This window comes from Brevundimonas sp. UBA7534 (assembly GCF_002479325.1).
Lineage (GTDB): Bacteria > Pseudomonadota > Alphaproteobacteria > Caulobacterales > Caulobacteraceae > Brevundimonas.
The window spans coordinates 1-11386 of record NZ_DLMO01000057.1 but is presented as its reverse complement, the minus strand read 5'-3'; the positions used below and the strand labels follow the sequence as shown (position 1 = coordinate 11386).

At 68.2% G+C, this 11386-nt stretch carries 10 protein-coding genes and 2 pseudogenes; 9 read left to right on the top strand and 3 right to left on the bottom strand.

Annotation, left to right across the window (positions count from 1 at the left end; genetic code table 11):
- The coding region (locus tag B2U11_RS04190) for an acyl-CoA carboxylase subunit beta (protein WP_292070156.1) at positions 1 to 1142 on the bottom strand (1142 nt) is incomplete at its 3' end.
- A 217-nt stretch (positions 1143 to 1359) separates the two neighbouring features.
- Here B2U11_RS04190 and rpsF point away from each other — a divergent pair.
- Positions 1360 to 1629, top strand: a pseudogene (gene rpsF / locus B2U11_RS04185) (30S ribosomal protein S6); the annotation flags it as partial.
- A gap of 1 nt (position 1630) precedes the next feature.
- Here rpsF and B2U11_RS15705 read toward each other — a convergent pair.
- Entirely contained in the window at positions 1631 to 1780 is a 150-nt protein-coding gene (locus tag B2U11_RS15705) for a hypothetical protein (RefSeq protein ID WP_414632931.1), read from the bottom strand.
- Between B2U11_RS15705 and rpsR the strand changes: the two genes are divergently transcribed.
- The 6 genes from rpsR to alr all read left to right on the top strand — a co-directional run bounded on the left by rpsR (position 1758) and on the right by alr (position 8982).
- A complete protein-coding gene (rpsR, locus tag B2U11_RS04180) occupies positions 1758 to 2033 on the top strand; it encodes a 30S ribosomal protein S18 (RefSeq protein ID WP_249750170.1) in 276 nt (91 codons plus the stop codon). The two genes, B2U11_RS15705 and rpsR, sit on opposite strands and share 23 nt — an antisense overlap.
- A gap of 1 nt (position 2034) precedes the next feature.
- On the top strand, positions 2035 to 2619 hold the full coding sequence (gene rplI / locus B2U11_RS04175) for a 50S ribosomal protein L9 (RefSeq protein WP_292070155.1): 585 nt from the start codon (positions 2035 to 2037) through the stop codon (positions 2617 to 2619).
- Positions 2620 to 2987: 368 nt separating this feature from the next.
- Entirely contained in the window at positions 2988 to 5393 is a 2406-nt protein-coding gene (locus B2U11_RS04170) for a TonB-dependent receptor plug domain-containing protein (protein WP_292070154.1), read from the top strand.
- A 110-nt stretch (positions 5394 to 5503) separates the two neighbouring features.
- Positions 5504 to 5989 carry a hypothetical protein gene (locus tag B2U11_RS04165; protein WP_292070153.1) on the top strand — a complete coding sequence of 162 codons (486 nt, stop codon included), beginning with the start codon at positions 5504 to 5506 and terminating at the stop codon, positions 5987 to 5989.
- Between the two features lie 143 nt (positions 5990 to 6132).
- Complete coding sequence (locus B2U11_RS04160) at positions 6133 to 7623, top strand: replicative DNA helicase (protein ID WP_292070152.1); 1491 nt, start codon at positions 6133 to 6135, stop codon at positions 7621 to 7623.
- A gap of 321 nt (positions 7624 to 7944) precedes the next feature.
- Complete coding sequence (gene alr / locus B2U11_RS04155) at positions 7945 to 8982, top strand: alanine racemase (RefSeq protein WP_292070151.1); 1038 nt, start codon at positions 7945 to 7947, stop codon at positions 8980 to 8982.
- Positions 8983 to 8992: 10 nt separating this feature from the next.
- Here alr and B2U11_RS04150 read toward each other — a convergent pair whose 3' ends face one another.
- The gene (locus tag B2U11_RS04150; protein WP_292070150.1) at positions 8993 to 9622 is read right to left on the bottom strand and encodes a Yip1 family protein; all 630 of its coding nucleotides are present in this window, start codon (positions 9620 to 9622) and stop codon (positions 8993 to 8995) included.
- Between the two features lie 167 nt (positions 9623 to 9789).
- Here B2U11_RS04150 and radA point away from each other — a divergent pair, with 167 nt between their 5' ends.
- Both radA and B2U11_RS04140 read left to right on the top strand, forming a co-directional pair.
- A complete protein-coding gene (gene radA, locus B2U11_RS04145; protein ID WP_292070148.1) occupies positions 9790 to 11160 on the top strand; it encodes a DNA repair protein RadA in 1371 nt (456 codons plus the stop codon).
- Positions 11161 to 11192: 32 nt separating this feature from the next.
- Positions 11193 to 11386, top strand: a pseudogene (locus B2U11_RS04140) (CvpA family protein); the annotation flags it as partial.

Genomic DNA, 11386 nt, shown 5'->3' with positions numbered 1-11386 from the left:
ACCATGAAGCCGGAGATGTTCTGCAGGAACAGCAGCGGGATCTTGCGCTTGCACGCCAGCTCGATGAAGTGCGCCCCCTTCTGCGCGCTCTCGGAAAAGATCACCCCGTTGTTGGCCAGGATCGCCACCGGATACCCCCATATGCGGGCGAAGCCGCACACCAGGGTCGATCCGTACAGGGTCTTGAACTCGTCGAACTCCGACCCGTCGACGATGCGGGCGATCACCTCTCGCACGTCATAGGGCGCGCGCACGTCCTCGGGGATCAGGCCGTACAGCTCCTCCGGATCGAAGGCCGGCGCGCGCGGTTCGCGCACGTCCGTCTCGACGGCCTTGGTGGTGTTCAGGTTGGCCACGATGGACCGTACGATCTCCAGCGCGTGCTCGTCGTTCTCGGCCACGTGGTCGACCACCCCCGACCGCCGCCCGTGGGTCTCGGCCCCGCCCAGCTCCTCGGCGGTGATCACCTCGCCCGTCGCGGCCTTCACCAGCGGCGGCCCGGCCAGGAAGATGGCGCCCTGGTTCCTGACGATGACCGTCTCGTCCGACATGGCCGGCACATAGGCCCCGCCGGCGGTCGACAGGCCCATGACGCAGGCGATCTGTGCGATCCCCTTGGCGCTCATCCGGGCCTGGTTGAAGAAGATGCGGCCGAAATGGTCGCGGTCGGGAAACACCTCGGCCTGGTGCGGCAGGTTGGCCCCGCCGCTGTCGACCAGATAGACGCACGGCAGGCGGTTCTGTTCGGCGATCTCCTGGGCGCGCAGGTGCTTCTTCACCGTCATCGGGAAATAGGCGCCGCCCTTCACCGTCGGGTCGTTGGCGACGATCATCACCTCGCGGCCCGAGACGCGCCCGATCCCGGCGATCACGCCGGCGCCCGGCGCCTCGTCGTCATACATGCCGTTCGCCGCCAGTTGCCCCACCTCCAGAAAGGGCGAGCCGGGGTCCAGCAGCCGCTCCACCCGGTCGCGCGGCAGCAGCTTGCCGCGCGAGACGTGCCGCTCGCGCGCCTTGTCCGACCCGCCGCGCGCCGCCTGGGCCACGCGCTCGCGAAGTTCGGCGGCCAGGGCGCTGTTGTGCGCGTGCAGAGACTTGTATTGCGGGCTCTGCGGATCGACCGCTGACGTCAGTTTCGGCATGGGGACGGTTTAGGCGGGCTGGTTGTGCGCCACAAGCGCCTGCGCCGCCTTGCCTCACGACGCCTTTTCCCCTATACGCGCCCGCTTTCCAGGGCTTCGGTCCTGTCGCGGAACGCCAAAGGGACGGACGCTCGGTCCGGCCGCCGCGCCAGGAGCCATCGTGGAGATCGACTTACCCGGTCGTTTCCGCGCCGACGCCCACAAGGGAGACTACCGCATGGCTCTTTACGAGCACACGGTCATGACGCGCCAGGACATCTCGGCGCAGCAGGCCGAAGCGCTGAATGACACCATCAAGGATCTGATCGTCGCCGGCGGCGGCTCGGTCGCCAAGATCGAATACTGGGGTCTGCGCAACCTGACCTACCGCGTGAAGAAGAACCGCAAGGCTCACTATTCGCTGCTGGCCGTCGACGCCCCCCCGGCCGCCATGGCCGAGGTCGAGCGTCAGCTGTCGATCAACGAGGACGTCCTGCGTTGGCTGACCGTCAAGGTCGAGGAACTCGACCTGGAACTGTCGCCCCTGCTGGCCCGCCGCGAGCGTGAACGCGAGCGTGAGCGCGAGCGCACCCCGCGCGACGACGCTTCCTCCGACGCCGAATAAGGAAACCGGACATGACCGATACGACTGCCCCCACCCCGGGCGCTCCGGCCGGCTCCGGCCCGGCCCGTCGCCCCTTCTATCGTCGCCGCAAGGTGTGCCCGTTCTCGGGCGCCAACGCGCCGAAGATCGACTACAAGGACGTGAAGCTGCTGCAGCGCTACGTCTCCGAACGCGGCAAGATCGTGCCTTCGCGCATCACCGCCGTCTCGCAGAAGAAGCAGCGCGAACTGGCCAAGGCCATCAAGCGCGCCCGCTATCTGGCCCTCCTGCCGTACGTGGTGAAGTAAGATGAAGGTCGTTCTGCTGGAACGCGTCGAGAACCTCGGCGCCATCGGCGACGTCGTGTCCGTCAAGGACGGCTTCGCCCGCAACTTCCTTCTGCCGCGCGACAAGGCCCGCCGGGCCACCGCCGCCAACCTGAAGGCCTTCGAACTCGACCGCGCCGCCATCGAGCAGCGCAACGAAAAGAACAAGGCCGACGCGCAGAAGGTCGCCGACAAGATCGACGGCGAAACCTACGTCATGATCCGCCAGGCCGGCGAAACCGGCCAGCTGTACGGTTCGGTCGCGGGCCGCGACGTCGCCGAGGCCATCCAGGCCGAAGGCGGCAAGGTCGAGCGTTCGCAGGTCGTGCTGAACACGGCGATCAAGACCCTGGGCGTCCACGAAGTGCTGGTCCGCCTGCACGCCGAGGTTCGCGCCACGGTCAAGGTCAACATCGCCCGCTCGCAAGACGAAGCCGAGCGTCAGGCCAAGGGTGAAGACGTCATCCGCAGCCAGTTCGACGATGAGCGCCAGGCCGCCGAGCAATCGGCCCAGGAGCTGATCGAAGGCGGCGCCGGTCAACAGGAAGGCTTCGGCGACGAAGCCTGATCCCGACCGGATCGACGACTAGGACAAGGGCGCGTTCCGCACGGGACGCGCCCTTTTTCCTGTCCACGGGTCAGCCCGGCCGGCCCGCGGCGTAAGGATTTCTAAAGACCCGGCCAGAAAATCTGGCGCATGGCCCGGATTGACGCGCCTCGATACGGTCTCAATATCGCCCTTGCCGCGACACGCCTCCCCTGTGCCGCGCCTGGAGGGCCTCATGCGCCACAGCCTGTTCCGAAACGCCTGTCGCGCCCGACGATGTCGCCGCGGCTGAGACCGCCGCACGTCCCGTTTCCAATCCTGACCTCTCCCAACCGGCGGCGCAGCAAGACCGCCGGATGCTCTCTCGCGTCTCCCCAAAGGACTTCTCCATGACCTCCCGCCTTTCCACCCTGCTGAGCGCCGCGTCCGTGATCGCCCTGTTCGGCGCCGCCCCCGCCCTGGCCCAGACCACCCCCGACGCCGATCCGACCGCCACGGTCGAGGACATCGTCGTGACGGGCACGCGCGTGCCGAACCGTTCGCGCCTGGACACCCTGGCCCCGGTCGACGTCGTGACCAGCGAGACCCTGCAGCAGCGCGGCACCACCGAGTTCGCCGCCGCCCTGTCGCAGACCGTGCCCTCGCTGACCTTCGCTCGCCCGACCGTGGTGGACGGCACCGACTCGGTTCGCCCGGCGACCCTGCGCGGCCTGTCGCCCGACCAGACGCTGGTCCTGCTGAACGGCACGCGTCGCCACGCCTCGGCGCTGGTCAACGTCAACGGCTCGATCGGCCGCGGCTCGGCCGCGGTGGACCTGAACGCCATCCCGACCGGCGCCCTGGACCGCGTCGAGGTGCTGCGCGACGGCGCCTCGGCCCAATATGGCTCCGACGCCATCGCCGGCGTGGTCAACCTGCGCCTGAAGGAGGCCTCCAGCGGCGGCGGCGCCAGCGTCACCTACGGCCAGTATCTGACCACCGTGGAGACCGCGCGCGGCGAGCGTGACGAGCATGACGGCCAGACCGTCACCGCCTCGGCCTGGCAGGGGCTGGCCGTGGGATCGGACGGCTATCTGACCCTGTCGGCGGAATATCTCCAGCGCGACCCGACCAACCGCTCCGACTACGATCCGCGCGCCGCCGCCAACGGCGCCATCACCGCCCGCGCCGGCGACCCCGAGGTCGAGCAGTGGACCGTCTTCGCCAACGCCGGAAAGCCGCTGGGCAATGGCTGGGAGGCGTTCGGCTGGGCCGGCTATCAGGACCGCCAGAGCGAAAGCGCCGCCTTCCCCCGCCTGTCCGACAATGTGAACAATGTGGCGGCCATCTACCCGAACGGCTTCCTGCCCAAGATCGGCGTGGACAGCCAGGACGTCTCGGCCGCCGGCGGCGTGCGCGGCCAGCTGGGCGGCTGGGACGCCGAGATCAGCCTGGTCTATGGCCGCAACGCCCTCGATTTCGAGACCCGGGAGTCCCTGAACTCGACCTATGGCTCGGCCTCGCCGACCACCTTCGATTCCGGCTCCCTGATCTATGATCAGCTGGTTCTGGGCGCCGACTTCAGCCAGGCCTTCGACGTGGGCCTGTCGGCCGGCCCGTTGAACTTCGCCTGGGGTCTGGAGCAGCGCTGGGAGGGCTACAAGATCGAGGCCGGTCAGCCCGAAAGCTACAATCGCGGCCCCTTGGGCGCCAACACCGCCCTCGCCGGCGGCGCCCAGGGCTTCGTCGGCTTCCAGCCGTCGAACGAGGTCGACGCCGACCGCGACAACTTCGCCGCCTACGCCGACGTCGAAATCCCGCTCACCGAAAAGCTGACCGTGGAAGGCGCCGTGCGCTTCGAGGACTATTCCGACTTCGGCGACACCCAGACCGGCAAGTTCAGCGCCCGCTACGACTTCACCCGCGCCTTCGCCCTGCGCGGCTCGATCTCGACCGGCTTCCGCGCGCCGTCCCTGCAGCAGTCCTTCTTCACCTCGACCTCTTCGGTGATCCAGAACGGCGCGGTGGTCGAGACAGGCACCTTCCCGGCCACCAGCGCCGTCGCCTCCGCCCTGGGCGCGCGCCCGCTGAAGGCGGAGACCTCGACAAACTATTCCTTGGGCGCTGTGCTGCGGCTGGGTGACTTCAACCTGACGGTCGACGCCTACAAGATCGACATCGACGACCAGATCGTCCTGTCCGAACTGATTAACCGCAGCTTCTCGCCCCAGGTCGCCAGCCTGCTGGATCCGCTGGGCATCCAGGCCGCCCGCTTCTTCCTGAACGGCGTGTCCACCGAAACCGAAGGCGTGGACGTCGTGGGCCGCTATCGCCTGCCCACCGAGGCGATCGGCGACTTCGACTTCACGGTCGCGGCGAACTTCAACGATGTCTCGGTGACCAGCCTGCCGACCTCCTCGTCGGTGCTCAACCCGGTTCCGACCCTGTTCGCCCGCCAGCGCATCCTGACCATCGAGGACGGCACGCCCGACACCAAGGTCTCGGCCTCGGCCGACTGGCGTCTGAACCAGTGGGGGGCCACGCTGAAGGCCACCTACTACGGCGACGTTCTGCAACCTGGCTCGACCGCCGCCAGCGACTATTCGACCGGCGCCAAGACGGTGGTGGATCTGGAAGGCCGCTATCAGCTGACCGACCGCATCGGCCTGGCGCTGGGCGTCGACAACGTCTTCGACGAATACCCGGACTATGTGCCGGCCGCACTGAATTCCAACGGCGTGCTGGGCTTCCCCTTCTATTCGCCCTTCGGCTTCAACGGCCGCTACGCCTATGCGCGGGTCAGCCTGAACTGGTGATCCCGGCCCAGGCCTGAAGGCACAAGGGGGCGTTCCTTCTGGAGCGCCCCTTTTTGTCGGGAGTGACTTGCCTTAACCAGACCAGACTCAGGAACCCGCAAGAGGCGTCGATGCTCGAAAGCACATCGCATCGGACCACGTGGTTCCTGCGACCTTCTCGCGGGCGCTCGGCGTTCGTCTTCGCGATAGCCGCCCTACTGCTGCTAGGCGGCATCATTCTTCTCGGAATGGTTTCGCCCGGCGCCGCACCTGATATCGACGATCTGACCCAGACACCCGCAGTCCTCGCCGTCGTAGGCTTCGGCGTCATGGTGCTGGAGGCGGTCGTTTTCACGATCCTGCCCATCGAGGCGACACGTCGGTTGTGGCGGCGACCTGGCCTAGGCGCCGCGATAGGGGCGGCGACCTACGGCCCCATCATCCATTGGGACAACGGGTGGCTGGGTCTCTCAACGTCAATCTGGATCATCGCGGTTGTCAGCGGGGCATACCTGATCGAACGCCCGTCGTCTCTCGCGCGGGCGATCTGTCAGGCTGTGGGACTGAAGCTGCTCTTCTGGGTCTTCGCGCTTTCGGCGCTGCTGAGCGACGCCTAGCCAAGAAAAAAGGATCGGGCTCCAGCGGCCCCTCGTCACGATTGGACAATTTCCGTTCGTCCCCAGCCCGGACGATCTGTCCACGGCGGAAGCGGCGTCCCTCTCTGACGTAGGCGCGTGAGAGGGCTAAAGCCTTAACCGACATGAACGCCTTCGCCCCTCTGCCCTTCTCCGCCTCGCCCACCGATCCCGGCGGCGTCTCGTCGATGCCGCACAATCTGGAGGCCGAGCAGGCGCTGCTGGGCTCGCTGATGTTCGACAACGCCGTGTTCGAGCGGCTCAGCGACCGGCTGCGGGGCTCTCACTTCTACGAGCCGTTCCACCAGCGCCTGTTCGAGGCGATCGAGGACCACATCCGCCAGGGGATGCTGGCCGAGCCCACCATCCTGATGGAGCGGTTCAAGCAGGACCCGGCGTTCCAGGAGTTCGGCGGCCTGCGCTACCTGGCCGACCTGGTGGACCGTGCGCCGCCCGCCGCCAATGCGCCCGACTACGCCCGCGTCGTCTATGACCTGGCCCTGCGTCGTGACCTGATCCGCATCGGCGGCGACATCATCAAGGAGGCGCCGAACCCCGAGACGCCCGCCGACGAACAGATCGAACAGGCCGAACAGACCCTGTATTCGCTGGCGGAGACGGGCAAGCCGTCGTCCGGTTTCGTCAGCTTTTCCCATGCCTTGTCCGGCGCGGTTCAGATGGCGGCCGAAGCGTATCAGCGCGACGGCAAGCTGGCCGGCCTGGCCACCCATCTGAACGACCTCGATTCCAAGCTGGGGGGCCTGCACCCGTCCGACCTGCTGATCCTCGCGGGCCGTCCGTCGATGGGCAAGACCGCGCTGGCGACCAACATCGCCTTCAACGTGGCGCGCAACTATCAGTGGGAACCGACGCCGGAGGGCCGCAAGACCGTCAACGGCGGCGTCGTCGCCTTCTATTCCCTGGAAATGAGCGCCGAACAGCTGGCCATGCGTATCCTGGCCGACGCCTCGGGCGTGTCGTCGGACAAGCTGCGCAAGGGCGAGATCGACGCCACCGACTTCGGCAAGATCCGCGACGCCGCCGTCGAGATCGGCGAAAGCCCCCTCTACATCGACGCCACCGGCGGCCTGTCCATCTCCAAGCTGGCCGCCCGCGCGCGCCGGCTGAAGCGGATGGAGCACGGGCTGGACCTGATCATCGTCGACTACCTCCAGCTCGTGACCACCGGCGAGAACAGCCAGAAGAACCGGGTGCAGGAGGTGTCCGAGATCACCGGCGGGCTGAAGGCCCTGGCCAAGGAGCTGTCGGTGCCGATCATCGCCCTGTCGCAGCTGTCGCGTCAGGTCGAGCAGCGCGAGGACAAGCGGCCCCAGTTGTCCGACCTGCGTGAATCCGGCTCGATCGAACAGGACGCCGACTGCGTCATGTTCGTCTATCGCGAAAGCTACTATCTCGGCCGCGCCGAACCGCGCGAGGGCACCGAGGAACACCTCCAGTGGCAACAGGACATGGACCGCCTGCAGCACCAGGCCGAGGTCGTCATCGGCAAGCAGCGCCACGGCCCCATCGGCATCGTCAAACTGGCCTTCGACGCCGACACCACCAAGTTCGGCAATCTGGCCCACGACGGACGCTACCAGGACAGCTACGAATAGGTCCCGCGGGGCGCATGCCGTCCCGGCCATCCTAATTCCTGGACATTTCCGGTTCCGGGACAACGCCCTAAGTTGACGCTCCGGCGATCGACCTCACGCACCCCCGTGATCGGCTATGATGGTCTGGCTCCGGACTGCGGAAAGCCAACATCGGATTTCACACTATTCGCACTATTCAGACTGTGTTTTTTGCGAACCGTGCGGTCGCGGCGTCGCTCCCGAGCCGGATTTCGCACTATTCGCACTATTCAGACTGTGTTTTTCGGGCTGGCTCGGGCCCGCCGCCCTTCCATTGCAAGAAACTTGCGTCATAAGAGCCCGATGCCCTCCCCCGCCACGCTTTTTGTCGATCTCGGCGCCCTCGCGCGCAATTTCCACGCGCTTCAGGCCCTGACCGGCGCCGCCGTTCATCCGGTGGTCAAGGCCGACAGCTACGGCCTGGGCGCCCGCGCCTGCGCGACGCGGCTGGCGGCCGAGGGCGCGCGGACCTTCTTCGTGGCGCGCGCGGCCGAGGGCATGGCCCTGCGCGCGAACCTCGGCCCCGAGCCGACGATCTATGTGCTGGACGGCTGCCATGACGGCGAGGCTGCCGACCTCAAGGCGGCCAACCTGCGGCCGGTGTTGAACCAGCCGCGCCAGATCGACGCCTGGCGCCAGGCCGGCGGCGGCCCCTGCGGCCTGCAGATCGACACGGGCATGAACCGCCTGGGCTTCCGCCCCGAGGACGCGCCCGAGCCGTTCGACGGCCTGTCCTTGGTGATGAGCCACCTGGCCTGCGCCGACGAACCGGCCCAGCCGATGAACCGTCGCCAGCGCGACCTCTTCGCCGCGACCGCCCAGCGCTACCCCGGCGCGATCCGCTCCTTCGCCAATTCCGGCGGTTGTTTCCTGGGGCCGGACTTCGCCTTCGACGCCGTGCGGCCGGGCATCTGCCTTTACGGCGGCGGGCCGGAGGGGCGCACCGACGACCGCATCGCGCCCGTCGCCACCCTGTCGGCGGAGGTGCTGCAGGTCCGCGACGTCCCGGCGGGCGAGAGCATCGGCTATTCGCGCGGCTTTCTGGCCGAGGCGCCGGTGCGGGTCGCCACCGCGGCGACCGGCTACGCCGACGGCCTGCTGCGCTCCTACAGTCCGCGCGGGGCGGCCTGGGTGGCGGGCCAGACGCGCCCCCTGCTGGGCCGCGTCTCGATGGACGTCTGCGCCGTCGACGTCACGGGCCTGGACGTCGCCGTCGGCGACCGGGTCGAGTTGTTCGGCCCCCACCGCCGGCTGGACGACGCCGCGGCGGCGGCCGGCACCATCGCCTACGAACTGCTGACCTCCATCACCCCCCGCGTCCCGCGCGTCTATGCGGATTGACGCTGGCGGATCAGAGACCGGCCAGGCCGCTCATGGCCGCCGTGCTGGCGACGAACATCATGCTGATGCTGCCGATGACGGCGCTGATGATGAAATAGACCAGGATGCTGAGGATCAGCGTGACGATGAAATAGCCGACCTTCTTGTCCTCCGGCGTCTTCATCAGGATCGGCAGGCCCACGAACAGCAGGTAGAAGCTGTAAAGCCCCAGGATGGCCAGGACGCCCAGCGCCGGAACCAGGCCGAAAACCCCGGCCAACCAGGCGGCCGTCCACGAATAGACCGCCACCTTCATCGCCTGGATCTTGCTGGGCGTGGAGCCGAAGCTGGGGGCCAGGGCGTTGATGATGAGGCCCAGCAGGAAGACGCCCAGCAGCGACAGCAGATAGCTGACCACGGCCACCACCAGCGCCGCCGTGATCGGCATCCGCATCCCGAAGATCGGCAGCAGTTGGCCGCCCAGCAGGCTGCACACCGGGCCGATGGCGGCCAGGATCATGGCGTAGCGGGTGAACAGGGTCTGGGTCGTGGCGAACTCGCCATCAATCCGCTCCCACTCCGCCCGGGGCTGCAGCAGGATGCCCTTGACCCGCGCCACCAGGGCGGGATCGACGGCGGGTTGGCTCGGCTGGTCGGTCATGGAGGGCGCTCTGGGGGCTGGGAGAACAGGGTGCGGCATACTGACCCCGGCTTGGCCATATATGCAAGGTGCTGAGAGTCAGTCTCATTTCGGCACGCACGTCATTCCCGGTCGCAGGCCCGCAGCCGGCGGATAGCCCCCGCCCGCGCATCTGCTAGAGAGGCGTAATGGCTCGCGACACCGCTCTTTATGTCTGTCAGTCCTGCGGCACGGTTCACGGCAAGTGGTCCGGCCAGTGCGGATCGTGCGGCCAGTGGAACACGCTGAGCGAAGAGAGCCGGTCCGCCCCGCCCGGCGCCATCAAGCCGACCGCGTCCGCCGCCGCGCGCGGCCGGGGCGTCCAGTTCGAGACGCTGCAGTCCGACACGCCCGAACCGCCGCGCATCATCACCGGTGTCGCGGAATTCGACCGCGTGTGCGGCGGCGGCGTGGTTCCGGGCTCGGCCATCCTGCTGTCGGGCGATCCCGGCGTCGGCAAGTCGACGTTGTTGCTGGAGGTCACGGCCAAGGCGGCGTTGCGGGGCGCCAGGGTCGCCTACATCTCCGGCGAGGAGGCGGTGGAGCAGATTCGCGCGCGGGCCAAGCGGATGGGCCTGGCCGACGCGCCGGTCGAGCTGGCGGCGGCCACGGCCCTGCGTGACATTCTGGGCACGCTGAAGCGCGAGACCTTCGACATCGTCATCGTCGATTCGGTCCAGACGCTGTGGTCCGACGTGCATGAAAGCGGACCGGGCTCCATCACCCAGGTCCGGGCTTGCGCCGGGGAGCTGGTGCGGTTGGCCAAGAACGGCGGCCCGGCGGTGGTCCTGGTCGGCCACGTCACCAAGGACGGGCAGGTCGCCGGTCCACGGGTGGTCGAACACATGGTCGACGCCGTCATGACCTTCGAGGGCGAGCGCGGCTATCCCTTCCGCATTTTGCGCGCCGGCAAGAACCGCTTCGGCGCCACCGACGAGATCGGCGTGTTCGAGATGGGCGACAGCGGCCTGCGCGAGGTCGCCAACCCTTCGGCCCTGTTCCTGGGCGAGGGCAAGGACCGCGCGCCGGGCGCGGCCGTCTTCGCCGGCATCGAGGGCTCGCGGCCCGTGTTGGTGGAAATGCAGGCGCTGGTCGCGCCCTCCGCCTATGGCACGCCGCGCCGGGCCGTGGTCGGCTGGGATTCCGGCCGTCTCGCCATGCTGCTGGCGGTGCTGGAGGCGCGCTGCGGCCTGGGGTTCGGCGACAAGGACGTCTATCTGAACGTCGCGGGGGGGCTGCGCATCAACGAGCCGGCGGCGGACCTGGCCGCGGCGGCGGCGCTGATCAGCTCGGCTCTGGACATGCCCCTGCCGCAAGGCTGCGTCGTGTTCGGCGAGATCGGCCTGTCGGGCGAGGTCCGCAGCGTCGGCCGCGCCGAGGCCCGCCTGCGCGAGGCCCAGAAGCTGGGCTTCGACCAAGTCCTGTCACCGCCGCTTTCGGCCAGGACCAAGGGCGTGAAGACCACGGCGGCCACGCGCCTGTCCGAAGTGGTCGAACGAATCTCGCAGAACCGGTATTAGAGAGCTGTGAACCCCGCCAGGACCCCCGCCGCGTGACCGGATACGACGTCTTCGTCATCGTGGTTCTGCTGTTCTCGGCCGCCGCCGGCTGGGTGCGCGGGGGCGTCAGCGAGATCGTGACCCTGCTCGGCGCCCTGCTGGCCGCCCTGGTCGCCCTGATCGCCCTGCCCTTCACCGCCATGGCCGGCCGCGCCGTGGTCGATCCGGACTGGGCCGGCACGGTGCT

Coding starts and splice junctions, on each gene's coding strand:
- rpsR (WP_249750170.1), top strand. CDS start 1,758: ATGACCGATACGACTGCCCCCACCCCGGGCGCTCCGGCCGGCTCCGGC.
- rplI (WP_292070155.1), top strand. CDS start 2,035: ATGAAGGTCGTTCTGCTGGAACGCGTCGAGAACCTCGGCGCCATCGGC.
- B2U11_RS04170 (WP_292070154.1), top strand. CDS start 2,988: ATGACCTCCCGCCTTTCCACCCTGCTGAGCGCCGCGTCCGTGATCGCC.
- B2U11_RS04165 (WP_292070153.1), top strand. CDS start 5,504: ATGCTCGAAAGCACATCGCATCGGACCACGTGGTTCCTGCGACCTTCT.
- B2U11_RS04160 (WP_292070152.1), top strand. CDS start 6,133: ATGAACGCCTTCGCCCCTCTGCCCTTCTCCGCCTCGCCCACCGATCCC.
- alr (WP_292070151.1), top strand. CDS start 7,945: ATGCCCTCCCCCGCCACGCTTTTTGTCGATCTCGGCGCCCTCGCGCGC.
- B2U11_RS04150 (WP_292070150.1), bottom strand. CDS start 9,622: ATGACCGACCAGCCGAGCCAACCCGCCGTCGATCCCGCCCTGGTGGCG.
- radA (WP_292070148.1), top strand. CDS start 9,790: ATGGCTCGCGACACCGCTCTTTATGTCTGTCAGTCCTGCGGCACGGTT.